The following is a 25,337-nucleotide window of genomic DNA, read 5'->3' as shown; positions in this document are numbered from 1 at the left end:
AAACAACCACGCCCCACCACCAAATAACACCTACAATTCCATACGAATTGAATAGAGTTACGGCGGTCAATAGCGGCAGGGAAACGCCCGGACCCATCCCGAACCCGGAAGCTAAGCCTGCCAGCGCCAATGATACTGCCCAACCCGGGCGGAAAAGTAGGACACCGCCGAACACAAATTAGGATTACCCCCCACGACTGCGTGGGGGGTAATTCTATTTCGCGACAACCGAATACGTATTCCCGGGGTATCGTCCATCGGGTAGAAAGGCAGACGTGGCTGACGACAGGAGAGGCGGCGACGACGGGCGTCGTCCGCAACGTTCGGCCCCGCGCAGCTCGGGCCCGAACCGGGCGCGGCGGTCGCAGCCCAGGCCCGACGGCGACTCGCGTCAACCTTCGGGCCCGCCGGTACCGGAAGGCATCGAGGCCAGACAACTCGCGCCTGATGTCCGCGGCGAGCTCACCACTTTGGACCGTCCCACCGCCGACTTCGTGGCCCGCCACCTGGTGGCCGTCGGCCAGCTCATCGATGAGGATCCGCAGGCGGCGCTCGAGCATGCCCGCGCCGCCCGGTCCCGCGCCGCCCGCATCGCCGCGGTACGTGAAGCCGTCGGAATCGCCGCGTACCACTGCGGCGACTGGGCCCAAGCACTCGCCGAACTTCGTGCCGCACGGCGTATGGGCAGCAGATCTTCGCTGCTGGCGCTGATCGCCGACTGTGAACGCGGCGTCGGACGCCCGGAGCGGGCGATCGAACTGGCCCGCAGTCCGGAGGCCGCTCAACTCACCGGTGACGATGCCGACGAGCTGCGGATCGTCGTGGCCGGGGCCCGGTCGGATCTCGGCCAGCACGAGCAAGCCTTGGCGCTCCTTTCGACACCGCAACTGGACCCGGCCCGCACCGGACAGACCGCGGCCCGACTGTTCTACGTCTACGCCGCAACGCTTCTCGCCTTGGGGCGCAACGAGGATGCGCTGCAGTGGTTCATCAACGCCGCCGCCGCCGATGTCGACGGCGTGACCGACGCCGAAGAGCGCATCACGGAGCTCTCCTGACGTGAGCTCCCTCGCGCGCGAACATGACTGCCTCCTAATGGATCTCGACGGCACCGTGTTTCGCGGCCACGAGGCCACGGCGGGCGCGGTCGAGACGCTGGCCGCAGTCAGCGCGCGCACTCTCTACGTCACCAACAACGCATCGCGAGAGCCGGCCGAGGTCGCCCAGCACCTGCACGCTCTGGGTTTCGCCGCCACGCCCGACGACGTCGTCACCAGCGCGCAGAGCGCCGCTAAACTCCTTGCCGGCCAATTGCCACCGGGCGCAATTGTTCTCGTCGTCGGCACCGACGCGCTGGCCGCCGAGATCAGCCGCGTCGGCCTCAAGCCCGTTCGGCAGTGGTCGGATGGACCGGTGGCCGTCGTTCAAGGTCACTCACCGGTGACGGGTTGGCCCGACCTGGCCGAAGCATCCTTGGCGATCCGGGCCGGCGCTCTGTGGGTGGCGGCCAACGCCGATCTGACCCTGCCGTCCGAGCGGGGCCTGCTGCCCGGCAACGGCGCCATGGTCGCGGCTTTACGCGCGGCCACCGACCGCGAACCGCAGGTGGCCGGCAAACCGCAGCCCACCCTGCTCACCGACGCATTGGCCCGCGGCACCTTTCAGACACCGCTGGTGGTGGGCGACCGCCTCGACACCGACATCGCCGGTGCCAACGCGGCCGGCCTGCCCAGCCTGCTCGTGCTCACCGGTGTCAGCACCGCCGGCGACCTCGTCCGAGCGCAGGCATCGCAGCGGCCGAACTATGTCGCCGCCGATCTGCGTTCACTCGACGCGCCGGCGGACACGCTGCGCATCGGACCGCATCCGGCCTGGCGCATCGACATCGACGCCACCGCGGCGACCGTGTACTTCACCGGCCGCGAACCTGCCGACCCGCTGTCGGTGGTGCGAGCCACCGCCGAAGCGGTGTGGAACGCCCGCCTCGACGGCCGGTCGTTGACCGTGGCCGCCGGTGACGACACCGCACGGCAGGCCCTGCGGCGCTGGTCCGTGCTTGACGAGCCGAATCGACTAGCGTGAACCCCGACATGAGTACCGATCCCGAACAGATCCGCGCACGGATTGTGGAGTTGCTGGCCGACCTGCCCGACCCCGCGCAAGAAGGCTCAGGTTTTGCGGACCTTGCCGATACGGACATCGAGGTCCTCGCGGCACGACTGGAAGAGGCGCACGACATGCTCGTGCAGGCGCTCGAGTCGGTCGAGAAAGGCTGACCGCCGTGACGCGGCGCGCTCGAGTCGACGCCGAGCTGGTACGACGCGGCTTGGCCCGGTCCCGCCAGCAGGCAGCCGAACTGATCGGTGCGGGACGAGTGAGCATCGACGGCATGCCGGCCGCCAAACCCGCGACCGCGGTCGCGGTCACGGCCAGCCTCACCGTGGAGGGCGCTGACGAACGCGCCTGGGTGTCGCGCGGTGCGCACAAGCTGATGGGCGCGCTGAACGCCTTCGATGTCGTGGTGGAGGGCCGCCGATGCCTGGACGCCGGCGCATCGACCGGAGGTTTCACCGAGGTGCTGCTCGACCGCGGCGCGCGCCAGGTGATCGCCGCGGACGTGGGCTACGGCCAGTTGGCCTGGGTGCTGCGCACCGATCCCCGGGTGACGGTGATGGAACGCACCAACGTGCGCGACCTGACCGCCGACGCGATCGGCGGGTCCGTCGACCTGGTCGTCGCGGACCTGTCGTTCATCTCCCTGTCCACAGTGCTGCCGGCGCTGACATCGTGCGCGTCACCCGACGCCGATATCGTGCCCATGGTGAAGCCGCAGTTCGAGGTCGGTAAGGAGCGCGTCGGGGCGGGAGGCGTCGTCTCCGATTCGGACCTGCGTGCAGACGCCGTCCTCGCCGTCGCCGACCGCGCAGCCGAACTGCGATGGCAAACGGTCGCCGTGAAAGCGAGCCCGCTACCCGGCCCGTCCGGCAACGTCGAATACTTCTTGCACCTGCGCTACGGCGACGACGGCCCGCTCCGCGGGCAGGGCCTCGAGCGCGCTGTGCGCACCGCGGTCGCGGAGGGTCCGCAATGAACGCACAGCGCACCATCCTGCTGGTGGTACACACCGGTCGCGACGAAGCCAGCGAAGTCGCACGGCGAGTACAGAAAGTGCTCGGCGACAACGGGTTCGGGCTCAAGGTGCTCTCCGCGGAAGCCGTCGACCGCGGCCCGGTTCACCTGTCGCCCGACGACATGCGCGCGCTCGGGCCCGGGATCGAAGTCGTCGACGCCGAGGAACGTGCTGCCGAGGGCTGCGAACTCGTCCTCGTCCTCGGCGGTGACGGCACCTTCCTGCGCGCCGCGGAGTTGGCCCGTAACGTCGAAATCCCGGTGCTCGGAGTCAATCTCGGCCGTATCGGCTTTCTGGCAGAGGCAGAGGCCGACTCCATCGACGCGGTGCTCGACCGCGTCGTCAACCGCGACTACCGCGTCGAGGAGCGCATGACCCTCGACGTCGTGGTTCGTGTGGAGGGCCAGATCGTCGACCGGGGATGGGCGCTCAACGAGGCCAGCCTCGAAAAGGGGCCCCGCCTGGGCGTCTTGGGGGCCGTACTCGAGGTCGACGGCCGCCCGGTGTCGTCGTTCGGATGCGACGGTGTGCTGGTGGCGACCCCGACCGGATCGACGGCCTGGGCATTCTCGGCGGGTGGTCCGATCGTGTGGCCCGACCTCGAGGCGATCCTGGTGGTGCCGAACAACGCCCACGCACTGTTCGCCCGGCCGATGGTCACCAGTCCCGATGCAGCCATCGCGATCGAGGTCGAGGCCAGGGGCCACGACGCGCTGGTGTTCTGCGACGGCCGCCGCGAGATGGTGGTGCCCGCGGGGGGCCGCGTCGAGGTCACCCGGTGCGGGACCCCGGTGAAGTGGGTTCGCCTCGACAGTGCGCCCTTCACCGACCGTCTCGTGCGCAAGTTCCGGTTGCCGGTCACGGGGTGGCGCGGACAGTAGTGCTCTCCGAGATCCGTATCGAATCACTGGGTGCGATCAGCACTGCGACCGCCGAGTTCGACCGCGGTTTCACGGTGCTGACCGGCGAGACCGGCACGGGTAAGACGATGGTGGTCACCGGCCTGCATCTGCTGGGCGGCGCGCGCGCCGACACCACCCGGGTACGGTCCGGGGCCGCCCGGGCGGTTGTCGAAGGTCGTTTCACGACAACGGAACTCGGCGACGGTATCCAGGCACTGGTCGATGAGATTCTGGACTCCTCGGGCGCCGAACGCGACGACGACGGAAGCGTCATCGCCGCGCGCTCGGTCAGCCGCGACGGACCGTCGCGGGCCTACCTCGGCGGACGCAGTGTGCCGGCGAAGTCGCTGAGCAGCTTCACCACCGAACTACTTGCGCTGCACGGGCAGAACGATCAGCTGCGACTGATGCGGCCGGACGAACAGCGCGTGGCGCTGGACCGGTTCGCCGGCGTCGATACGCCGCTGAAGCGGTACCGCAGGGCGCGCGACGACTGGCTGGCCGCGCGTCGGGACCTTCTCGACCGCAGACAACGGGCACGGGAATTGGCACAGGAGGCCGACCGGCTCAAGTTCGGGCTCAACGAGATCGACGCCGTGGCACCGCAACCCGGTGAGGATGCCGCGCTCGTCGACGACATCCGGCGGCTCTCCGAGCTCGACGCGCTGCGCGAGGCGGCCCATATCGCGCGAGCGGCGTTGGCCGGGCCGGATGACCCGTCACCCGACGTCATCTCGGCGACTCATGGTGTCGTACAGGCGAAGTCAGCGCTGGAGGCGACCGGCGACACCGCGCTGACGGCGCTCGCCGAACAACTCTCCGAGGCGCTGGCCGTGATCGCCAGCGTCAGCGGCGAGTTGTGCACCTTCCTGTCGGGACTGCCCATCGACGCCAGCGCCTTGGAGGCCAAGCTGGCCCGGCAGGCCGAGTTGCGCACGCTCACCCGGAAATATGCCGCCGACATCGACGGTGTGCTCGACTGGGCCCGTGAGTCGCGGGACCGCCTGGCGCAACTCGACGTCTCGGAGGAGGCGCTGGCCGCACTCGAAGCCCGCGTCGAGGAGCTTCGCAGCAAGGTCGTCTCGTCGGCGGCCGAACTGACCAGGGCCAGAACGAAAGCGGCCAAGGCTTTGGCCAAGGCGGTGACCGCCGAACTGGCGGGCTTGGCGATGGCCGATGCCGACTTCGCGGTGGTGGTGAGCCCGCTGTCAGCGAAGGCCGACGACTCCGCGCCGATGACCCTGCCGTCCGGGGACATCGTGCACGCCGGCCGCGACGGCGTCGACAACGTCGAGTTCGGCTTCGCGGCGCACCGCGGCACCGACCTGTTACCCCTGAACAAGAGCGCGTCGGGCGGCGAGCTCTCCCGGGTGATGCTGGCCCTCGAGGTCGTGCTGGCCGCCTCCGCCGAGGGCACCACGATGGTGTTCGACGAGGTCGACGCAGGCGTCGGTGGCCGCGCCGCGGTGCAGATCGGCCGCCGGTTGGCCCGGCTGGCGCGCACCCACCAGGTCATCGTCGTCACGCACCTGCCTCAGGTCGCCGCCTACGCCGACGTCCACCTCGTCGTCGACAGCGGTGGGGAGATTCATGCCAGCGAGGTCCGTCGGCTCGACGATGAAAACCGGGTGGCCGAGTTGGCCCGAATGCTGGCCGGCCTCGGGGAGTCGGACAGCGGCCGTGCCCACGCGCGTGAGCTGCTCGACGCTGCGCAGAAGGACCGCATCAACGTCGGTCAAGGACCCATCACCGTATCGACCAAGCGATCGATGAAGAGGTCATCCGCGACGTCGGATGTCGCCAATCGCTGATAGAACAAGGCCCCCGACAACGCGATCGCCGCCGCCTCCGGATCGATGCGCCCCGAGAATTCGCCGTTCGCGACACCGGCGGCGATCGTCTCGGTCAAGCGCCGACGGCGGTGGGCTGAATACGCGTAGAAGAAGTCCCTGACGACGGATTCGGTTGCAGCGGCATGGACGAGCGCTGGAATGCAAGCCGAAACGGCGGAATCGGTCAACGCGGTGGCGAGGTGGTGCAGGAGGATCTCGACACGTTGGCGCGCCGTGGCGCCGGACTCGTCGCGAGCCGGGTCGGGTTGCACGTTGAGGGTGTCGAGCGCGTCAGCTATCAGGGCGGCTTTGTCAGGCCAATGGCGGTAAAGCGTGCTGCGGCTGACTCCGGCCCGAGCAGCGACCGACTCCATGCGCAAGCCCGCGTAACCCGATTCGGCGAATTGGTCGAGAGCAGCGCGACAGATCACTCGACGAGAATGCTCTGCCCGCGGATCGCGGTGACTTTTCTGGGACATAGTTGTATCATAACTGGCAGGAGGTGCACTGATGACGAATGTCAGCGTTCGCTACATCGTCGACGATGTCGACGCTGCAGTGGACTTCTACACATCACAATTCCAGTTCGAGGTCGGCATGCGCCCGGGCCCGGGCTTCGCCATGCTTCGCCGCGGAGCGTTGCGGCTGTTGCTGAATTCACCGGGCGGTGGAGGAGGTGCGGGCCAGACCCTGAAGGACGGCAGCCAACCGACACCCGGCGGCTGGAACCGCATCCAGTTGCCCGTCGATGATCTTGACGACGCAGTTGCGGTGCTGCGCGAAGCCGGAATCGCGCTGCGCGGTGAGGTCATCACTGGGCGAGGAGGTCGCCAAGCGCTTGTGCCAGACCCGTCTGGCAACCTCGTCGAGCTGTTCGAGGCCTACTCCTGACGTGTTACTCATGTGACAAAAGGGACAGATGATACGGCGCGCCTCCGACAGAAAGGGCGCTGATCTCGACAAAATCGGCGCATGAAGATGTCAGCGCTGCTATCTCGCAATGCCAGCTCACGCCCGGGCATCACCGGCACGGCCCGCGTCGACCGCGACATCGATCGGCTCTTGCGACGCGTCACACCGGGCGACATCGTCGTCATCGACGCGCTGGACCTGGACCGGATCACCGCGGATGCGCTGGTCGAAGCGGGTGTCACCGGGGTCGTCAACGCCTCGCCGTCGATCTCCGGGCGCTATCCGAACCTGGGACCCGAGGTTCTGGTGGCCAACGGCATCACGCTGATCGACGACACCGGCCAGGACGTCTTCAAGAAGGTCAAGGACGGCGCGCGGGTGCGATTGCACGAAGGCGGCGTGTACAGCGGGGATCGTCGCCTGGTGGCCGGGGCCGAGCGGACCGATCACGACATCCACGAGTTGATGCACGAGGCCAAGAGCGGCCTGGTGGCGCACCTCGAGGCGTTCGCCGGCAACACCATCGAGTTCATCCGCAGTGAGAGCCCGCTGCTGATCGACGGGATCGGCATTCCCGACGTCGACGTCGACCTCAACCGGCGCCACGTGGTGATCGTCGCCGAGGACGTCGACGCCGCCATCGACCTCAAGGCGCTCAAACCCTTCATCAAGGAGTACCAACCCGTGCTGGTCGGCGTCGGCTCGGGCGCCGACGTGGTGCGCAAGGCGGGCTACCGGCCGCAACTCATCGTCGGCGATCCGGACAAGATGAGTGCCGAGGTGCTGCGGTGCGGGGCACAGGTGGTGCTTCCCGCCGACGCCGACGGGCACGCCGCCGGCTTGGAGCGGATCCAGGACCTCGGGGTCGGGGCGATGACGTTTCCCGCGGCGGGATCGGCGGCCGACCTGGCGTTGCTGCTGTGCGACCATCACGGCGCGTCGCTGATCGTCACCGCGGGCCACACGGCCAGCATCGAGGAGTTCTTCGACCGGGCGCGCCAGCAGAGCAATCCGTCGACGTTCCTGACTCGACTGAAGGTGGGCGAGAAGCTGGTCGACGCCAAAGCCGTTGCCACGCTGTACCGCAGCCGGGTGTCCGGTGGAGCGATCGCCCTGCTGGTGCTCGCAATGCTGGTCGCGGTGATCGTCGCATTGTGGGTGGCGCGCGTCGACGCTGTGCTGCTGGACTGGATCGTCGACTACTGGAACCGCTTCTCGCTATGGGTCCAGGGCTGGATCACCTAGGATGATTTCGCTACGCACACACGCGATCTCGCTCGCGGCGGTGTTCCTCGCGCTTGCGATCGGCGTCGCGCTGGGGTCGGGACTGCTGTCGAACACCGTGCTGTCGGGGCTGCGCGACGACAAGCGTGGGCTGCAGGACCAGATCAACACGCTCACCCAAGAGAAGAACGCGCTCAACGAAAAACTCAGCGCCGCTGGTGAATTCGATGCAATGATGTCCCCCCGCATCGTGCGTGACGCACTGGTCGACAAGTCGGTGGTGTTGTTTCGTACCCCCGATGCCGCCGACGACGACATCGACGCGGTGACGCGGCTCGTCGGCCAGGCCGGCGGGACTGTCACCGGCACCGTGGCGCTGACCCAGCAGTTCGTCGACGCCAACGCCGCCGAGAAGCTGCTGTCAGTGGTCAACTCGCCGATCGTGCCGGCCGGAAGACAGTTGAGCACCGCGTCGGTGGACCAGGGTTCGCAGGCCGGCGACCTGCTGGGCATCGCGCTGCTGATCAACCGGGACCCGAAGGTGCAGGCCGTCGACGACACCCAACGCGCCACCGTCCTCGCGAGCCTGCGCGACACCGGCTTCATCACCTACGGCGACCAGCGGGTGGGCGCGGCGAACACGGCGCTCGTCGTGACCGGCGGGGCACTGGGCGACGACGCCGGTAACCGGGGCGCCACCGTCGCCCGATTCGCCGGCGGCCTGGCCCCGCACGGGTCGGGCACCGTGCTGGTGGGGCGCGACGGCTCGGCGGCGGGCACCGCGGCGGTCGCTGTGGCCCGCTCGGATTCCGCACTGAAGTCCGCGGTGAGCACGGTCGATGACGTCGACAGCGAGTCCGGACGCATCACCGCGGTGCTGGCGCTTGCGGACCTGCTCAACGGCGGCCGACCCGGCCAGTACGGCATCGGCCCGGGTTCGACATCGGTCACCGTCGCGCAATGATGTCCGGTCCCTGCCTGGCTCGTCGCGCGCGCACGGCGCGTCAGCGACGCCTTGTCGGCGTCGGTGTTAGGGTGGGGTTCCGTGGGTCGGCAGGCCCCAAACTGGGAATCAGCCCAGAAATGTAAGCCCTGCCCGTCGTCACGGAGGTTGCTCTTGCCAGCGTTACGCAAGCACCCGCAAACGGCCACCAAGCACCTCTTCGTCACGGGCGGCGTCGTTTCCTCACTCGGCAAGGGGCTGACCGCCTCGAGCCTCGGGCAGCTGTTGACCGCGCGTGGCCTGCAGGTGACGATGCAGAAGCTCGACCCCTACCTCAACGTCGATCCCGGCACCATGAACCCGTTCCAGCATGGCGAGGTGTTCGTCACCGAGGACGGCGCCGAGACCGATCTGGATGTCGGGCACTACGAACGCTTCCTCGACCGCAACCTGTCCGGCTCGGCGAACGTCACGACCGGACAGGTGTATTCATCGGTCATCGCCAAAGAACGCCGTGGCGAGTATCTCGGCGACACCGTCCAGGTGATCCCGCACATCACCGACGAGATCAAGGCCCGCATCCTGGCGACGGCGACTCCCGACGAGAGTGGTCGACGGCCCGACATCGTGATCACCGAGATCGGCGGCACGGTCGGCGACATCGAATCGTTGCCCTTCCTGGAGGCCGCGCGGCAGGTGCGTCACGAGGTCGGTCGGGAGAATTGTTTCTTCCTGCACTGCTCGCTGGTGCCCTACATGGCGCCGTCGGGCGAACTGAAGACCAAGCCGACGCAACATTCGGTGGCGGCGCTGCGCAGCATCGGTATCACTCCGGACGCGTTGATCCTGCGCTGCGACCGTGACGTTCCCGAACCGCTGAAGAACAAGATCGCGCTGATGTGCGACGTCGACGTCGACGGCGTCATCTCAACCCCCGACGCGCCGTCGATCTACGACATCCCCAAGGTGCTGCACCGCGAGGAACTCGACGCGTACGTTGTGCGCCGACTGAACCTGCCGTTCCGCGACGTCGATTGGACGCAATGGAACGATCTTCTCCAGCGGGTGCACGAACCGCACGAGACGGTGCGAATCGCGTTGGTGGGCAAGTACATCGACTTGTCGGATGCCTACCTTTCGGTGGCCGAGGCGTTGCGGGCGGGCGGATTCAAACACCGGGCCAAGGTCGAGATGCGCTGGGTGGCCTCCGACGACTGCGAGATCGACGGCGATGCGGCCGCCGCACTCGCCGACGTGCACGGTGTGCTGATCCCCGGCGGCTTCGGCATCCGCGGCATCGAAGGCAAGATCGGCGCGATCCAGTACGCCCGCAAGCGGGGCCTGCCGGTGCTGGGCCTGTGCCTGGGATTGCAGTGCATCGTGATCGAGGCGGCCCGCTCGGTCGGCATCAGCGAGGCCAACTCCGCTGAGTTCGACCCGGCGACTCCCGACCCGGTGATCTCCACCATGGCTGATCAACGCGACGCTGTCGCCGGCGACGCGGATCTGGGCGGCACCATGCGCCTCGGCGCGTATCCAGCTGTGCTACAGCCGGATTCGATTGTGGCGCGGGCATACGACGCCACTGAGGTGTCTGAGCGTCACCGTCACCGCTACGAGGTGAACAATGCCTACCGCGACCGCATCGCCGAGAGCGGCCTGCGGTTCTCCGGGACGTCGCCCGACGGTCACCTCGTCGAGTTCGTCGAGTACTCGTCGGATGTGCATCCGTTCATCGTCGGCACCCAGGCGCATCCCGAACTCAAGAGCAGGCCCACTCGGCCGCATCCGTTGTTCGTGGCGTTCGTCGGGGCAGCGCTCGACTACAAGGCGGAGGAGCGACTTCCCGGCATGGAGATTTCCGGGCAGCGGCCCAACGGCGTCGAACATGCCGACGAAGTCGGGGCCCTGCTGCAAGAGCCCGCGGCCCGTGGCTGACCACGACTTCGAGACGGTCTCCTCCGAAACCCTTTACGTCGGAAACATCTTCGCGTTGCGCGCGGACGAGGTGCGCATGCCCGGCGGCCACACCGCCCGCCGTGAGGTGGTCGAACACTACGGCGCCGTCGCCGTTCTCGCGATGGACGACGACCGCAACATCGCGCTGGTGCACCAGTACCGTCACCCGCTGGGACGGCGGCTGTGGGAATTGCCCGCCGGCCTGCTCGACCTCGGCGGTGAACCACCCCACCTCACCGCCGCACGGGAACTCGAGGAAGAGGCCGGTCTGTCGGCCACCGACTGGCGGGTGCTCGTCGACCTGGACTCCGCGCCCGGCTTCAGCGACGAAAGCGTGCGGGTGTATCTGGCCACCGGCCTCACCGACGTAGGACGCCCCGAAGGTCAGGACGAGGAAGCGGATTTGACGCTGCGGTGGTATCCGCTCGACGAGGCGGTGCGGATGGTGCTGGCGGGCGAGATCGTCAATTCGCTTGCAGTGGGCGGCATTTTGGCAGCGCACGCGATCGGTGATCGGGTGGTGTTGCGGGCCGTCGACGCGCCGTGGCCCGACCGGCCGACCGCGTTCGGCCGCCGGAAGGGCCACCCGTGACCACCTTTGCCTCGGTGCTCGACGGTCAGGTGCAGGGCTATCTCGACCACCTGACCATCGAACGCGGCGTGGCCGCCAACACGTTGAGCTCCTACCGCCGCGACCTGCGCCGCTACACCGAACACCTGACGGCGCGCGGTATCGACGACCTGACCGAAGTGACCGAAACCGATGTCAGCGAGTTCCTGGTCGCACTGCGCCGCGGTGACACCGGGGCCGGCGCCGCACCGCTGTCGGCGGTTTCGGCGGCGCGCGCGCTGATCGCGGTCCGCGGACTACACCGCTTCGCGGCCGCCGAGGGGCTCACCGAACTCAACGTCGCGTCGGCGGTCAAACCACCGACGCCGAGCAGGCGGCTGCCCAAGAGCCTGACGATCGACGAGGTGCTGGCGCTGCTCGAGGGTGCGGGCGGTGACAGCGAGGCCGACAACCCGTTGACGCTGCGCAACCGGGCGCTACTGGAACTGCTGTACTCGACGGGCGCCAGGATCTCCGAGGCGGTCGGACTCGACGTCGACGACGTCGACACCCACGCACGGTCGGTGCTGCTCCGCGGCAAGGGCGGCAAACACCGGCTGGTCCCGGTAGGCAGACCCGCCGTCACCGCGCTGGATGCCTATTTCGTGCGCGGGCGTCCCGATCTGGCGCGCCGCGGCAGGGGTACGCCCGCGATCTTCCTCAACGCCAGGGGCGGACGGCTGTCGCGCCAGAGCGCATGGCAGGTGCTGCAGGACGCCGCCGAGCGGGCCGGCATCACCGCCGCGGTGTCCCCGCACGTGCTGCGCCACTCGTTCGCCACGCATCTGCTCGACGGCGGGGCCGACGTCCGTGTCGTGCAGGAACTGCTCGGTCACGCATCGGTGACGACCACGCAGATCTACACCATGGTGACGGTCAACGCGCTGCGCGAGGTGTGGGCCGGCGCCCACCCGCGGGCGCGATAAGCCCGCCCCTCAGCCGCCCAGGTACTCCGACTCGAGGACCAGATCGGCCAACAGCGTCTGATACTCGGCGTGCGTCTTGTGCTCGACGGTGTCGAACAGCTTGCCCTGCTGGCCGCGCATGTACTCGCGATACTTCGGCGCCCCGGGGATCTTCACGTTGTCGGCGACGACGATCGACCCGCGGTGCAGCCAGTCCCGGTCGAGCATGCTCTGCAGGTCGGGCAGGTAGGCGTCCTTGTCGTGGTCGAGGAACAGCACGTCGAGCATGCCCGGGCCGAAGCCGTACTCGGTGGCCAGCGCGTCGAGGGTGGGGCCGCCGTCGCCGATGGTGCCGACGACGCAGGTGACGCGGTCGTCGACCCCGGCGTGCGCCCAGATGCGACGGGCGATCTCGGCGTTGGCTTCGGCGAGTTCCACCGAGAAGACCCGTGCCGAGGGCGCCGCCCGGGCCAGCCGTAGCGCGCCGTAGCCGCAGTAGGTGCCGAGCTCGAGCACCAGGCGCGGGTCTGCCCGCCGGACCGCGGCGTCGAGAATTGCACCCTTCTCGTCGCCGACGTTGATCAGGAACGACTTTTCGTAGGCGTACTGGTCGATCTTGGCGATGACGTCGTCGATGTCACCCTTCCGCGCGTTGGCCAGCACATAGTCGCGAGCTGCCGCTTCGCGGCCGTCGCCGATCTGGCCGGTGGTGAAGATATTGCGGGCGCCCACTGCCATGCGCAGGACCGACCACCGAAGCAGTGGCATGCGTTGCTTCAGACCCATGTCGTCACCCTAAGCCGCGATGCGGCCCATTGGCTCTGAAGTTGCCCGCGGGTCTGGCTGACCTGGCACGTTCCTGCCGTTAAACTTGCCCGGATGCCCGCCATGTCTGTGAATTGCCTGACCAGCGACGGTCGGGCATGAGCGACGACGCGGGGGCGGTGGAGCTGGGCCTGACCGGCCGCCCACCGCGGAACATTCCCGAACCACATCCGAAGACAGCCCATGGGCCGGCGAAGGTCATCGCGATGTGCAACCAGAAGGGCGGGGTCGGCAAGACCACCTCGACCATCAACCTGGGTGCCAGCCTCGCCGAATACGGCCGCCGGGTGCTGCTGGTGGACCTCGACCCGCAGGGCGCATTGTCGGCGGGGCTCGGGGTGCCGCATTACGAACTCGAGCACACGGTGCACAACCTGCTGGTCGAACCGCGGGTGTCGATCGACGACGTGCTGATCAGCACGCGGGTCAAAAACCTGGATCTGGTGCCGAGCAACATCGACCTGTCGGCAGCGGAGATCCAGCTGGTGAACGAGGTTGGCCGCGAGCAGTCGCTGGCCCGCGCGCTGTATCCGGTGTTGGACCGCTACGACTACGTGCTCATCGACTGCCAGCCCTCGCTGGGTCTGCTCACCGTGAACGGCCTGGCGTGCAGCGACGGGGTGATCATCCCGACCGAGTGCGAGTTCTTCTCGCTGCGCGGGCTGGCGCTGCTCACCGACACCGTCGACAAGGTGCACGACAGGCTGAACCCGAAGCTGTCGATCAGCGGCATCCTGATCACCCGCTACGACCCGCGCACCGTAAACTCCCGCGAAGTGATGGCCCGAGTTGTGGAGCGCTTCGGCGACCTGGTGTTCGACACCGTCATCACCCGCACCGTGCGTTTCCCCGAGACCAGCGTCGCCGGTGAACCGATCACCACCTGGGCGCCGAAATCCGCTGGCGCGCAGGGGTATCGACTGTTGGCTCGCGAGGTCATCGACCGGTTCGGCGCGTGAATGACCCTCTGACGGAGACCGGCGCAGCGGCAAACCCGGATTCCGACGAGTCTTCGCCGTCCGGATTCCAGGTCCGGCTCAGCAATTTCGAGGGCCCATTCGACCTGCTGCTGCAGTTGATCTTCGCGCACCGCCTCGACGTCACCGAGGTGGCGTTGCACCGGGTGACCGACGACTTCATCGCCTACACCAAGGCGATCGGTGCCCAGATGGAACTCGACGAGACCACCGCGTTCCTGGTGATCGCGGCGACGCTGCTCGACCTGAAAGCCGCCCGGCTGTTGCCCGCCGGCGAGGTGCACGACGAAGAGGATCTCGCCCTGCTCGAGGTGCGCGACCTGCTGTTCGCCCGGCTGCTTCAATACCGTGCGTTCAAACATGTGGCGGAGATGTTCGCCGAGTTGGAGGCTGCGGCGCTGCGCAGCTACCCGCGCTCAGTAGCGCTGGAGGACCGCTACTCCGAACTTCTGCCGGAAGTGATGATCGGCGTCGACGCACAGGACTTCGCGCAGATCGCCGCGACCGCGTTCACGCCCAGGCCGGTGCCGACGGTGAGCACTGACCATCTGCACCACGCGGCGGTGTCGGTGCCCGAGCAGATCGGTAACCTGATGGCGCTGCTGGAGAGCCGCGGGATCGGCCGGTGGGCCTCCTTCCGGGATCTGGTGGCCGACTGTGAGGCGCCGATCGAGATCGTCGGGCGGTTCCTGGCGCTGCTCGAGCTCTACCGCGCCCGAGCGGTAGCATTCGAACAACCTGAACCGCTTGGTGTGCTGCAGATTTCGTGGACCGGTGAGCGGCCGACGAACCAGCACCTGGCGGTGGAAGAAGATCAGTATGGATAGCGAAGACCCCGACAACCTCCACGAGGCCGCGACGGACCTCGACCACGAGGGCGTCGCGACCGATGCCGGCCTGGGCATCGACGTCGCCGAGCCACCCGAGATGGAGGACTCGGAACTGGGCGCGGTGCTCGAGGCGCTGCTGCTGGTGGTCGACACCCCGGCGACCGTCGAACAACTCGCCTCGGTGGTCGAGCAGCCGCCGTACCGGGTGGCGGCCAAACTGGCCGCGATGGCCCAGGAGTTCGCCGACCGCGACAGCGGCATCGACCTGCGCGAGGCGGGCGGTGGCTGGCGGATGTACACGCGGTCGCGCTACGCGCCATACGTGGAGCGACTGCTGCTCGACGGCGCGCGCTCCAAGCTGACCCGCGCGGCGCTGGAGACACTGGCCGTGGTCGCCTACCGGCAGCCGGTGACCCGCGCCCGGGTGAGTGCGGTGCGGGGCGTCAACGTCGACGCGGTGATGCGCACGCTGATGGCGCGTGGCCTGATCACCGAGGCGGGCACCGATCCCGACTCGGGCGCAGTGACGTTCGCGACCACCGAACTGTTCCTCGAGCGGTTGGGGCTGTCGTCGCTGGCCGATCTGCCCGACATCGCACCGCTGCTGCCCGACGTCGACGTGATCGACGACCTCAGTGAAACCCTCGACGAGGACCCGCGTTTCATCAAACTCAGCGGTGCCCCGGCGCCCGAGCAGCCGCTGTCCTTCGACGTGGACACCGATACGAATGGCTGAACCCGACGGCGTGCGGCTGCAGAAAGTGCTGTCGCAGGCCGGAATTGCATCGCGCCGGGTCGCCGAGAAGATGATCAGGGACGGCCGAGTCGAGGTCGATGACCGCGTCGTCACCGAGTTGGGCACGCGGGTGGATCCGGCGGTGTCGGTGATCCGGGTCGACGGGGCGCGGGTGACGCTCGATGACACGCTGGTGCACCTGGCGATCAACAAACCCAAGGGCATGCATTCGACGATGTCCGACGACCGGGGTAGGCCGTGCATCGGCGATCTGGTCGAGCACCGGGTCCGGGGTAACAAGAAGCTGTTTCACGTCGGCCGGCTCGATGCCGACACCGAGGGGTTGATGTTGCTCACCAACGACGGCGAGCTGGCCCACCGGCTGATGCACCCGTCGTTCGAAGTGCCCAAGACCTACCTGGCCACCGTGCTGGGCACGGTGCCGCGTGGGTTGGGCCGCGAGCTGCGAAACGGTGTCGAGCTCGACGACGGTCCGGCGCGCGTCGACGATTTCGCGGTGGTCGACAAGGTTCCCGGCAAGACGCTGGTGCGGGTGACCCTGCACGAGGGCCGCAAGCGGATCGTGCGACGGATGCTCGCGGCGGTCGGCTATCCGGTGCAGGAACTGGTGCGGACCGAGATCGGCACGGTTGCGTTGGGCGATCAACGGCCGGGCAGCATCCGGGTGCTGACGCAAAAGGAGCTCGGCGAGCTGTACAAGGCGGTCGGCCTGTGACGGATCTGATGGTCGCCGTCGACGGACCTGCGGGAACCGGAAAGTCAACGGTGTCACGGGGATTGGCGCGCGCCCTGCGCGCGCGTTACCTCGACACCGGTGCGATGTACCGGATCGTCACGCTGGCCGCGCTGCGCGCAGGCGTCGACCTGGCGGATGCCGATGCCGTCGCCGCGACCGCCGCGGCCGCCGAGCTGGCCGTGGGATATGACCCCGATGAGGACTGCTCTTACCTTGACGGAGAAGATGTTTCGACGGAGATCCGCGGTGACGCGGTGACGAAGGCCGTCTCGGCGGTGTCGGCGGTGCCCGCGGTGCGCACCCGACTGGTCGATGTGCAGCGTGCGCTGGCCGCGGGGGAGGGCAGCGTCGTCGTCGAGGGCCGCGACATCGGCACGGTGGTGCTGCCGGATGCGGACGTCAAGATCTTTCTGACCGCGTCGGCAGAAGTGCGTGCGCGGCGGCGCAACGAGCAGAACAAGGCGGCCGGCCTGGCCGACGACTACGAGGCGGTGCTCGCCGACGTCAAGCGGCGCGACCACCTGGACTCGACACGGGCGGTGTCACCGCTGCGTCCCGCCGATGATGCGGTGGTGGTCGACACCAGCGCGATGACACAACCTGAGGTGATCGAGCACTTGAAGCGGCTCGTGTTGGAGCGAGCGGGAGCACAGCGATGAGTGACGACGGCACCTGGTCTGATGAAACTGACTGGCAGATCGGCGCAGAAGATGTCGCGGAAGCGATCGAAGAGGCCGCACCGCCGCCGGTGGTCGCCGTCGTCGGGCGCCCGAACGTCGGCAAGTCGACGTTGGTGAACCGGATTCTGGGCCGCCGCGAGGCCGTTGTGCAGGACGTGCCGGGGGTGACCCGGGATCGGGTGTCCTATGACGCGCTGTGGCTCGGTCGGCGCTTCGTGCTGCAGGACACCGGAGGCTGGGAGCCCGACGCGAAAGGCCTGCAGCAGTTGGCGGCCGAGCAGGCGTCGGTTGCGATGCGGACCGCGGACGCGATCATCTTCGTGGTCGACGCGGTGGTCGGCGCGACCACCGCAGACGACGCTGCCGCGAAACTGCTGCAGCGCTCAGGCAAGCCGGTGTTCCTGGCGGCGAACAAGGTCGACAGCGAACGCGGTGAGGCCGACGCCGCCGCGCTGTGGTCGTTGGGGCTCGGAGAACCGCATCCGATCAGCGCGATGCACGGTCGCGGCGTGGCCGACCTGCTCGACGCAGTGGTCGAGTCGCTGCCGGCGGTGTCGGAGATGGCGGCCGGCGGCGGGGGCGGACCGCGTCGAGTTGCGTTGGTGGGAAAGCCCAATGTGGGCAAGAGCTCGTTGCTGAACCGGCTCGCCGGTGACGAGCGGTCGGTAGTCCACGACGTCGCGGGCACCACGGTCGACCCGGTCGACTCGCTGATCGAAATGGAAGGCAAGCTCTGGCGGTTCGTCGACACCGCGGGATTGCGCCGCAAGGTCGGGCAGGCCAGCGGGCATGAGTTCTACGCCTCAGTGCGCACGCACGGTGCGATCGACGCCGCCGAGGTGGCGATCGTGTTGATCGACGCATCGCAACCGCTGACCGAGCAGGACCAGCGGGTGTTGTCGATGGTGATCGAGGCGGGCCGCGCGCTGGTGCTGGCCTTCAACAAGTGGGATCTCGTCGACGAAGACCGTCGCTACCAGCTGGACCGCGAGATCGACCGCGAACTCGTGCAACTGCAGTGGGCGCCGCGGGTCAACATCTCGGCCAAGACCGGGCGCGCGGTGCAGAAACTGGTGCCCGCGCTGGAGAAGTCTCTGGAGTCGTGGGACACCCGGGTGTCCACGGGGCGGCTGAACACGTTCCTCAAAGAGGTCGTCGCAGCGCACCCGCCGCCGGTCCGCGGAGGCAAGCAGCCGCGGATCCTGTTCGCCACCCAGGCGACCGCCCGACCGCCGACATTCGTGCTGTTCACGTCCGGGTTCCTGGAGGCCGGCTACCGGCGGTTCCTGGAGCGACGGCTGCGCGAGACGTTCGGCTTCGAAGGCAGCCCGATCCGCATCAACGTCCGCGTGCGTGAGAAGCGGGGGTCCCGCTCACGGTGATTTGTGGAGTTTAGGCGGCGGTAGGCGCCGCTGCCGCTCCACAAGTCGTGGCGATTAGCCTTCCATGGTGCCCGTCGTCGACATGGTCCTGATCGCGTTGGCCGGCTTGGGAGCGGGCGCAATCAACACTCTCGTGGGCTCCGGCACGCTCATCACGTTTCCGACCTTGGTCGCGCTGGGCTATCCACCGGTCACGTCGACCATGTCGAACGCCATCGGCCTGGTAGCCGGTGGCGTGTCCGGGACCTGGGGTTACCGCCGCGAATTGCGGGGTCAGTGGAATCGCCTCGCCTGGCAGATCCCGGCCTCGTTCCTGGGCGCCGGAATCGGGGCGTGGTTACTGCTGCATCTGCCAGAGACGGTGTTTGAGCGGGTGGTGCCCGTGCTGCTGATCCTGGCGCTGGTTCTGGTGGTGGTCGGTCCGCGGATCCAGGCGTATGCGCGGCGGCGAGCCGAGGCGGCCGGACAATCCGCAGAACATGTCTCGCGGTCGAGGTTGGCGGCGGTCGTCGTGGCGACGTTCGCCGTCGGGATCTACGGCGGCTACTTCACCGCGGCGCAGGGCATCATGCTGATCGCCGCGATGGGCGCCCTGCTGCCCGAGGACATGCAGCGGATGAACGCCGCCAAGAACCTGCTGTCATTGGTGGTCAACGTGGTGGCTGCGGCGGCGTACACCGTGGTCGCATTCGACCGGATCAGCTGGCCGGCGGCGGGCCTGATCGCGGCGGGTTCGTTGATCGGTGGCTTCCTCGGCGCGCACTACGGACGCCGGCTTTCGCCCAACGCCTTGCGGGCCGTGATCCTGGTCGTGGGAATGATCGGGCTGTATCGATTGCTGTCCGTCTAGACCAGTTAGGTAAGGTTACGCCGAACCGCTTGACCAGAGAGGGGAGCCGGGTGGCCGAACGCCGATTCCGCACCGCGCCGTCTGCCCTCTGCGCGCTGGAGCCGTTCTGGCCGTCGCGGCGGGTCATCGCCTTCGACGAGTGGTGTCGCGCGCGCACCTGATCCCGCGCCCACTGTCCGTCTGGTCGCCCTCAGCCCGGTGACCACTTCTGAAAGCAGCCGAACGTATGCGTTCGCTCCTCATCTTCACGCTCGTCGGGGTCGGCGCCCAATTGGTCGACGGTGCCCTGGGCATGGCTTTCGGCGTCACCGCCTCGACGCTGCTGGTGCTCAGCGGTCTCGGCGCGGCCCAGGCCAGCGCCGCGGTGCACCTGGCCGAGGTCGGCACCACGTTGGCCTCCGGGTTGTCGCATTGGCGGTTCAAGAACATCGACTGGCCGATCGTGCTGAAGCTCGGCGTGCCCGGGGCCATCGGCGCGTTCGCCGGCGCGACAGTGCTGTCCTCTTTGTCGACCGAGCACGCGGCCCCGCTGATGGCGGGCATCCTGGTGGTGATCGGGACCTACGTGCTGCTGCGATTCTCGCTGCGTCACCCTCCGGTGCTGCGCCACGGTGAGACGCCGCATTCGGCGAAGTTCCTCAGTCCGCTGGGCTTGTTCGGCGGGTTCATCGACGCGTCCGGTGGCGGCGGGTGGGGCCCGGTGACGACGAGCACGCTGCTGTCGCGGGGCAAAACGGCGCCGCGTACGGTGATCGGTTCGGTGAGCGCCTCGGAATTCCTGGTGGCGGCGTCGGCCTCGGTGGGGTTCGGCATCGGTCTGCGCGAAGAGTTCGTCCAGAACCTGCCCGTGGTCCTCGGCCTCGCCGTCGGCGGGGTCATCGCGGCGCCGTTCGCGGCCTGGCTGGTCAGCCGGATCAGGCCGGCGTTGCTGGGCACTGCCGTCGGCGGCGTCATCGTGTTGACCAACAGCCAGAAGCTGGTGCACTACTTCGGTATTCACTGGCCGTGGTCGACCGCGGTTTACAGCCTGATCGTCATCGCTTGGGCCACGGCGCTTTACGTGGCGTGGCGGTATCGGCGGGGACCGCAGCCGGTACCGGCAGGGGCCGCCGAGTCGGTCACCGTCGTCAGTCAGTGATTGCGGTAGTCGGCGAGTACCGCGCGAGCCGATAGCTGCGATACGCGGACAACTGGATCGTAGTAAGCCCTCCGAGAGCGACCACCGGTATGAGGTAGTAGTTGAAGTCACCGTCAATGATGAAGAAACGATCGATCTCGGCCGGATCGTAGGTCGTGCGCTCCTTTCCCGTGTTGGAGATCCACACGGCCCACGATGCCCCTTGCTTCACTGTGGTTGTCTTGACCTGAATTCGTTCGGCCGTGTCTCCCAGCCACACGAGTAAGTCATAGCGACACGGTTCTAGCGGCCAAGACACGGCGCTGCCACAGAGCTCGAACCATGCCGCGGCCAACAGGGAGCCTGCCCGGGCCAGGTTGACTTGTTGCGGCCGCAGATCTTCGATTGGCGGCTGCACCTTCCTCGTTGGCGTGAGGTGCGCAGTGTCGAGGCCGAGCCGCACGGCGTGGCCCCGTATCGTCGGCGTGCTGGACCCGCCCACCAGTCCGAGCAGTTCCGCAACTTGTGTCCAACTTTTGGCGGATGCAATCGCCGTGACCAACTGTTCGTCTGTCCAGCGTCGCTGGCCGGTGAAATGGCTGTAGTCGAGTCCCAGTCGGTCGGCGTGCAATCGGACCGAACGCATGGCAGCCGACGAGGTGGCCGAAAGACCAAGGTTTCGCAAGACCCGGCGCCAGGAGTGCGACGCCCGAACCGCCTCGATCAACTGCGCGTCCGAGTACCGCCGCCTCCGCGACCCCTAATTGCGCTATCCCACTTGGTCGGGCTGACAGGATTTGAACCTGCGACCCCTACACCCCCAGTGTAGTGCGCTACCAAACTGCGCCACAGCCCGTTTTGCCGCCCGAAACATCTCGACGGACGCGAGGGAACGATACCTTAGCGTTCAGCCTCGTCGCGAAGCGATCCCCGGTCGTGTCCGGACACCGTCTGCGGCAAGAAGTCAGCGGACGTTGTCACCACCGCGCCGTTACGTTCTCGCCGATCTGCTTGGCAATCCTGACCGCCGAGTCAGCGGGGTTGGCGCTACACGTGTTGACATCGATGATGACGTTGTTTCTGAGCGCCAGTGCGCGTCCGCAGGCCCACCCCGGGGCAGCGGCGTCGTGCTGGGTTGCGATGGTGCTGAGCACCTCGTCAGCGTTCGTGATCGGCCCGGCGGACCATTTTGAACCGCTCTGGAGGTGGCTGTACTCGTGGCACGCCGGCCACTGCTGGGCGGACGCGTCGAAGAAGGCCCGGGCCTTGTCCACGAGCGGAAACAGCACGACAGCCTGCTTGACGTAGTGCGCGAAGTCATTGCCGTCGTTGAAACTCTGATCGCGTTCGGCGCTGAAGCCGCTGTTGGCGTAGACCGGGGCCTCTGCCGCGCCGTCGATGGCGAGGCACTCCGGAGGCGCCATGGTGGCGCTGTTGTCGGACATGGCGGTCTGGGTACTGGTCACAGCCATCTCCGTCGCACCCATCGCGGCGTTCACCTGCTCGGGAGTGAGCAGCAGCTCGACCAACTCACGCTCGACGAGCGGACGCGGAATCAACGAACGGGTGGTTGTCGGCGACTGGGCATTGCCGACGGAGTTGGCGCATCCGGCGACCAGGATGCAGATCACCGCAACACCGAGTGCGGTCGTTGGTTGGCGCATGTGTTCCTCCCCATGGCAGCCGTGTCCAACTGTTCAACGCGCTGCGACGTCCCCTGCATCGCAGTGCCTGAAGCCCAATCGTGCAACGAAGCGGTCCACGACTGCGCGAAATTCGCGGTGTTTCTCATAACGATGGGTGCGACGTTCGATAACGATCGGTACGTCTTTCGCTGTTGCTCGCCTCGTTGGAGCGGTGCCGTTCATTGGTGCATGCCCGAGAATCATTTCAAACCAACAGGATTCAATTCACACCGTAGGACCATGGGAGCGTGCGGCTGCGTTGATCACGGCGATGTGGCGCACGGAATCTAGTCCGACGATCGGCGGCTGTCATCGGACTCACCGGACTCACCGGACTCATCGGACTCGTCCGAATCATCGGAGTCGTCGTTGTTGTCGTCGTCGTTGTCATCGGAGTCGTCGTCGTCGTTGTCGTCCTCACTGGACTCGCCTCGGCCGCCGGACTCATCGAGCCTGTCCGCGAATTTCGTCAGCAGTCGGGCGAGTTCACGCGCTTCGTGCGGGGCCAGCGAATCGTCGAACAACCGCTCGCCATCTTTGGAGGCGCGCTCGAGGTAAACCTCGTTCTCCTTCGCAGCGACGTTCCACTGGCCGCCCTCCCGATCTGCCATTGGCTGCCCCCTCCGAGCGATCCGTGTTCCTTCACCTACCGCCTACGCTACTTCGTTCTCTCCGAATTGTGAGCCAACTGCTGTAGCGCAACGGAATCGATCGCTTTCCCGAGAGCGAGCGTCAATGTTGGGACCGGTAGGCACCCTCACGGCGTTTACTGATCGCATCAGCGACGTCCACAACCGGACGAGAGGTGTTCATCATGAATCGAGCCGCGCGATCTGCAGCAACTGCGTTGGCGCTCGGTGCCTTGGGTGCGGCCGGCATCGGACTCGGGATCGGTACCGCCGAGGCCGCGCCACCCTCCGGCCCCTACACCTGGTGCCCGGGTGACGACCCCCGGGGCGGCCCGGGCGGTCCGTTCGTTTCGCCGGGCCCACCGAACTGGGACTGGAACGTGTGCCACACGTATTACACCGTCAACTGGGGTCAGGGAAACGTCTCGTTGACGATCTGGGATGGGCCGAACCCGCCGCCCGATAATCGAGGCCCCATTCTGGGGTGCTCGCTGCTCGACACCAGAGGTTGCGGCCGTTAGCCGATTGCCCTCGCAGTCGGGATCTGGCGGTGGCGCACTTATTGACGCTCCTTAAGGTAACTTTGCTAAGTGCCGCGCTGGTCGGCATGCCGCTGCGGCCGGGGAGTCGACCCATGGTGAACGACCTGATCGCCCCGGGCCGGTCGGCACGCGGACCGGCCTTGCTGTCCGGTGTGAAACGTTCCATGCGCCTTGCCGGGATGCGGCCTCTTCCGCACAAGCGCTCGCGCACATCGATCGATCTGCGCGGTAAGCGCATCCTGCTCACCGGCGCCTCGTCCGGCATCGGCGAACTCGCCGCGCACAAGTTGGCCACCGAAGGGGCCGTCCTCGTCGTTGTCGCCCGACGCGGGCATCTGTTGGAAGCCTTGGTGGAACGCATCACCGCTGCTGGCGGATCCGCAACCGCCGTCGCGACCAACCTCGCGGACCTCGATGCCGTCGACGAGTTGGTCGACACGGTAGGACCGATCGACATACTCATCAACAACGCCGCCCGGTCGATTCGCCGGCCGTTGGCCGAATCACTCGACCGCTGGCACGACATCGAACGCGTCATGCAACTCAATTACTATGCGCCCCTGCGACTTATCCGAGGGTTGGCGCCGGGAATGATCGAGCGCGGTGACGGCCACATCATCAACATCGCCAGCTGGCGCGTGCTGCCGGAATCCTCGCCCCTGTTCGCACCCTATAACGCCTCGAAGGCCGCACTGAGCGCCGTCAGCCGCGTGATCGACACCGAATGGCGCCACCGCGGTGTGCATTCGACGACTGTGTATTACCCCCTTGTCGCCACCCCGATGATCGCCCCCACCCGGGCCTACGCCGGGCTTGCAGCGCTATCGGTCGATGAGGCCGCCGACTGGATGGTCACCGCTGCACGCAACCGCCCCATCCGCATCGCCCCGCGCAAGGCCCTCGCGTTGCGAGCCCTCGATCTCATCGCCCCCCGCGCCCTCAACAACGTCTTCGAGCGCGAGACTGCCCGTATGTCCCGGCGTCGATGACGATCACCGCAACCGGGTATCGGGCGGAAAACCTCATCCTGGGCGCGGCCCTGACCACCGCTGCCTTCTTCTGTGTCGCGCTGGTCGGGACGATCGCGAAGGCCTCCGGCCAATACACCTCTACCGGCGTTCTTCTGCTGTTCCAGAACCTGATCTGCCTGATGTTCATGCTGCCCGTGGCGCACCGGCAGGGCTGGGGATCGCTGCGCACCAACCGGTTCGGCCTGCACCTGCTGCGCGCCGCCGCCGGCACCGCCTGCTGGTACGCGCTGTTCTTCGCGATCACGCAGATACCGCTGGCCAACGCGACGACGCTGACCTACAGCGCCCCGCTGTGGATGCCCCTGATCGCGGCCGCCGTTACCCGGCAACGAACTTCGAGAGAGACGTGGATCGGCGCCGCGGTGGGCTTCGCCGGCGTGGTGCTCGTGCTGCAACCTCAGCGTCACAGTTTCAGTATGGGGGAGCTGATGGCGCTGGCAGGGGCCGGCTGCCTGGCGGTGGCAATGATGTCGGTGCGCTGGCTCGGCGCGACCGAGCCGATCACCCGCGTGCTGTTCTACTACTTTCTGCTGTCGACGCTGATGGCGGTTCCCATCGCCGCTGTCGACTGGCATCCCCTTGAAGCCGAGGTATGGCCGTGGCTGATCGGGCTCGGATTCGCGCAGTTGGCCTCGCAGATCCTCATCGTGATGGCATACCGATATGCATCCGCCGAGAAGGTCGGGCCGTTCATCTACTCGGTCATCGTGTTCACCGCGGTGATCGACTGGGCCGTCTGGCACTACGCGCCAACCATTTTCACTTATCTCGGCATGGCTCTGGTCATCAGCGGCGGTCTGGTCGCGGTCCGCGCCGGGCGTGACACCCGCCGTGCGGGCTTCGCGTAGTACTACTCAAGCCCGCCGGCCGCATCTGCGG

Annotated in this window: 28 protein-coding genes, 1 tRNA gene and 1 rRNA gene; 24 read left to right on the top strand and 6 right to left on the bottom strand. The window is 67.4% G+C overall.

The window, feature by feature from the left end; translation table 11 throughout:
* Positions 1–58 precede the first annotated feature (58 nt).
* The 7 genes from rrf (at position 59) to recN (ending at position 5,843) form a co-directional block, all read left to right on the top strand.
* Positions 59–173 (top strand): 5S ribosomal RNA (gene rrf, locus G6N18_RS04600).
* 102 nt (positions 174–275) lie between these two features.
* On the top strand, positions 276–1,058 hold the full coding sequence (locus G6N18_RS04595; protein WP_083004330.1) for a tetratricopeptide repeat protein: 783 nt from the start codon (positions 276–278) through the stop codon (positions 1,056–1,058).
* Position 1,059: 1 nt separating this feature from the next.
* Positions 1,060–2,082 carry an HAD-IIA family hydrolase gene (locus G6N18_RS04590; RefSeq protein WP_083004327.1) on the top strand — a complete coding sequence of 341 codons (1,023 nt, stop codon included), beginning with the start codon at positions 1,060–1,062 and terminating at the stop codon, positions 2,080–2,082.
* Between the two features lie 8 nt (positions 2,083–2,090).
* Positions 2,091–2,276, top strand: a complete 186-nt coding sequence (locus G6N18_RS04585; RefSeq protein ID WP_059098670.1) for a hypothetical protein — start codon at positions 2,091–2,093, stop codon at positions 2,274–2,276.
* 5 nt (positions 2,277–2,281) lie between these two features.
* Positions 2,282–3,091 carry a TlyA family RNA methyltransferase gene (locus tag G6N18_RS04580; RefSeq protein WP_083004325.1) on the top strand — a complete coding sequence of 270 codons (810 nt, stop codon included), beginning with the start codon at positions 2,282–2,284 and terminating at the stop codon, positions 3,089–3,091.
* Positions 3,088–4,011: an NAD kinase gene (locus G6N18_RS04575; RefSeq protein ID WP_067216152.1), complete on the top strand. Its 924-nt coding sequence runs from the start codon at positions 3,088–3,090 to the stop codon at positions 4,009–4,011. The genes G6N18_RS04580 and G6N18_RS04575 overlap by 4 nt, the downstream gene beginning before the upstream one ends.
* Entirely contained in the window at positions 4,011–5,843 is a 1,833-nt protein-coding gene (gene recN / locus G6N18_RS04570) for a DNA repair protein RecN (RefSeq protein ID WP_083004322.1), read from the top strand. The genes G6N18_RS04575 and recN overlap by 1 nt, the downstream gene beginning before the upstream one ends.
* On the opposite strand, the gene G6N18_RS04565 is transcribed toward recN, so the two are convergent.
* The gene (locus G6N18_RS04565; protein WP_308215042.1) at positions 5,768–6,295 is read right to left on the bottom strand and encodes a TetR/AcrR family transcriptional regulator; all 528 of its coding nucleotides are present in this window, start codon (positions 6,293–6,295) and stop codon (positions 5,768–5,770) included. The two genes, recN and G6N18_RS04565, sit on opposite strands and share 76 nt — an antisense overlap.
* A 79-nt stretch (positions 6,296–6,374) precedes the next feature.
* On the opposite strand from G6N18_RS04565, the gene G6N18_RS04560 reads away from it, so the two are divergent.
* From G6N18_RS04560 to xerD, 6 genes are all read left to right on the top strand, one after another.
* Complete coding sequence (locus tag G6N18_RS04560) at positions 6,375–6,755, top strand: VOC family protein (protein WP_083004319.1); 381 nt, start codon at positions 6,375–6,377, stop codon at positions 6,753–6,755.
* An 81-nt stretch (positions 6,756–6,836) separates the two neighbouring features.
* Positions 6,837–8,021 carry a putative cytokinetic ring protein SteA gene (gene steA, locus G6N18_RS04555; protein ID WP_083004316.1) on the top strand — a complete coding sequence of 395 codons (1,185 nt, stop codon included), beginning with the start codon at positions 6,837–6,839 and terminating at the stop codon, positions 8,019–8,021.
* A gap of 1 nt (position 8,022) precedes the next feature.
* Positions 8,023–8,964, top strand: a complete 942-nt coding sequence (locus G6N18_RS04550; RefSeq protein ID WP_083004314.1) for a copper transporter — start codon at positions 8,023–8,025, stop codon at positions 8,962–8,964.
* Positions 8,965–9,117: 153 nt separating this feature from the next.
* The gene (locus G6N18_RS04545) at positions 9,118–10,881 is read left to right on the top strand and encodes a CTP synthase (protein ID WP_067220106.1); all 1,764 of its coding nucleotides are present in this window, start codon (positions 9,118–9,120) and stop codon (positions 10,879–10,881) included.
* Complete coding sequence (locus G6N18_RS04540) at positions 10,874–11,494, top strand: NUDIX domain-containing protein (protein ID WP_067220109.1); 621 nt, start codon at positions 10,874–10,876, stop codon at positions 11,492–11,494. Before G6N18_RS04545 ends, G6N18_RS04540 begins: the two co-directional genes overlap by 8 nt.
* Positions 11,491–12,438, top strand: a complete 948-nt coding sequence (gene xerD, locus G6N18_RS04535; protein WP_083004366.1) for a site-specific tyrosine recombinase XerD — start codon at positions 11,491–11,493, stop codon at positions 12,436–12,438. The genes G6N18_RS04540 and xerD overlap by 4 nt, the downstream gene beginning before the upstream one ends.
* Positions 12,439–12,447: 9 nt before the next feature.
* On the opposite strand, the gene G6N18_RS04530 is transcribed toward xerD, so the two are convergent.
* Positions 12,448–13,203 carry an O-methyltransferase gene (locus G6N18_RS04530; protein WP_083004311.1) on the bottom strand — a complete coding sequence of 252 codons (756 nt, stop codon included), beginning with the start codon at positions 13,201–13,203 and terminating at the stop codon, positions 12,448–12,450.
* A 137-nt stretch (positions 13,204–13,340) separates the two neighbouring features.
* Between G6N18_RS04530 and G6N18_RS04525 the strand changes: the two genes are divergently transcribed.
* The 8 genes from G6N18_RS04525 (at position 13,341) to G6N18_RS04490 (ending at position 20,592) form a co-directional block, all read left to right on the top strand.
* Positions 13,341–14,201 carry a ParA family protein gene (locus G6N18_RS04525; RefSeq protein ID WP_083004308.1) on the top strand — a complete coding sequence of 287 codons (861 nt, stop codon included), beginning with the start codon at positions 13,341–13,343 and terminating at the stop codon, positions 14,199–14,201.
* Positions 14,198–15,046, top strand: coding sequence for a segregation/condensation protein A (locus G6N18_RS04520; protein ID WP_407663552.1), 849 nt, complete (start codon positions 14,198–14,200; stop codon positions 15,044–15,046). The genes G6N18_RS04525 and G6N18_RS04520 overlap by 4 nt, the downstream gene beginning before the upstream one ends.
* A gap of 100 nt (positions 15,047–15,146) precedes the next feature.
* A complete protein-coding gene (scpB, locus tag G6N18_RS04515) occupies positions 15,147–15,785 on the top strand; it encodes an SMC-Scp complex subunit ScpB (protein WP_234806202.1) in 639 nt (212 codons plus the stop codon).
* Entirely contained in the window at positions 15,778–16,521 is a 744-nt protein-coding gene (locus tag G6N18_RS04510; RefSeq protein ID WP_083004302.1) for a pseudouridine synthase, read from the top strand. The genes scpB and G6N18_RS04510 overlap by 8 nt, the downstream gene beginning before the upstream one ends.
* 8 nt (positions 16,522–16,529) lie before the next feature.
* Positions 16,530–17,201 (top strand): (d)CMP kinase, encoded by a 672-nt coding sequence (cmk, locus tag G6N18_RS04505; protein ID WP_083004362.1) that lies wholly within the window; start codon positions 16,530–16,532, stop codon positions 17,199–17,201.
* A complete protein-coding gene (der, locus tag G6N18_RS04500) occupies positions 17,198–18,604 on the top strand; it encodes a ribosome biogenesis GTPase Der (protein ID WP_083004299.1) in 1,407 nt (468 codons plus the stop codon). Before cmk ends, der begins: the two co-directional genes overlap by 4 nt.
* Positions 18,605–18,686: 82 nt before the next feature.
* Positions 18,687–19,454, top strand: coding sequence for a sulfite exporter TauE/SafE family protein (locus G6N18_RS04495; RefSeq protein WP_067220227.1), 768 nt, complete (start codon positions 18,687–18,689; stop codon positions 19,452–19,454).
* A 226-nt stretch (positions 19,455–19,680) separates the two neighbouring features.
* Positions 19,681–20,592, top strand: coding sequence for a sulfite exporter TauE/SafE family protein (locus tag G6N18_RS04490; RefSeq protein WP_067220125.1), 912 nt, complete (start codon positions 19,681–19,683; stop codon positions 20,590–20,592).
* On the opposite strand, the gene G6N18_RS04485 is transcribed toward G6N18_RS04490, so the two are convergent.
* The 4 genes from G6N18_RS04485 to G6N18_RS04470 form a co-directional block, all read right to left on the bottom strand.
* Positions 20,582–21,298: a PDDEXK-like family protein gene (locus G6N18_RS04485; protein WP_133052468.1), complete on the bottom strand. Its 717-nt coding sequence runs from the start codon at positions 21,296–21,298 to the stop codon at positions 20,582–20,584. The two genes, G6N18_RS04490 and G6N18_RS04485, sit on opposite strands and share 11 nt — an antisense overlap.
* A gap of 52 nt (positions 21,299–21,350) precedes the next feature.
* A tRNA-Pro gene (locus G6N18_RS04480) sits at positions 21,351–21,427 on the bottom strand.
* A 121-nt stretch (positions 21,428–21,548) separates the two neighbouring features.
* Positions 21,549–22,235 carry a sensor domain-containing protein gene (locus G6N18_RS04475; protein WP_067220133.1) on the bottom strand — a complete coding sequence of 229 codons (687 nt, stop codon included), beginning with the start codon at positions 22,233–22,235 and terminating at the stop codon, positions 21,549–21,551.
* A gap of 308 nt (positions 22,236–22,543) precedes the next feature.
* On the bottom strand, positions 22,544–22,867 hold the full coding sequence (locus G6N18_RS04470) for a hypothetical protein (protein ID WP_067220136.1): 324 nt from the start codon (positions 22,865–22,867) through the stop codon (positions 22,544–22,546).
* 203 nt (positions 22,868–23,070) lie between these two features.
* On the opposite strand from G6N18_RS04470, the gene G6N18_RS04465 reads away from it, so the two are divergent.
* The 3 genes from G6N18_RS04465 to G6N18_RS04455 all read left to right on the top strand — a co-directional run bounded on the left by G6N18_RS04465 (position 23,071) and on the right by G6N18_RS04455 (position 25,306).
* A complete protein-coding gene (locus G6N18_RS04465; protein WP_082949302.1) occupies positions 23,071–23,406 on the top strand; it encodes a hypothetical protein in 336 nt (111 codons plus the stop codon).
* A 113-nt stretch (positions 23,407–23,519) separates the two neighbouring features.
* Positions 23,520–24,416 (top strand): SDR family oxidoreductase, encoded by an 897-nt coding sequence (locus G6N18_RS04460; RefSeq protein WP_082949297.1) that lies wholly within the window; start codon positions 23,520–23,522, stop codon positions 24,414–24,416.
* Positions 24,413–25,306, top strand: coding sequence for a DMT family transporter (locus tag G6N18_RS04455; RefSeq protein ID WP_083004292.1), 894 nt, complete (start codon positions 24,413–24,415; stop codon positions 25,304–25,306). Before G6N18_RS04460 ends, G6N18_RS04455 begins: the two co-directional genes overlap by 4 nt.
* Positions 25,307–25,337: the final 31 nt, after the last annotated feature.

It is taken from the genome of Mycolicibacterium celeriflavum (assembly GCF_010731795.1).
Classification (GTDB): Bacteria; Actinomycetota; Actinomycetes; order Mycobacteriales; family Mycobacteriaceae; genus Mycobacterium; species Mycobacterium celeriflavum.
The sequence above is the reverse complement of the archived record's forward strand: the minus strand, read 5'-3'. Positions and strand labels throughout refer to the sequence as shown.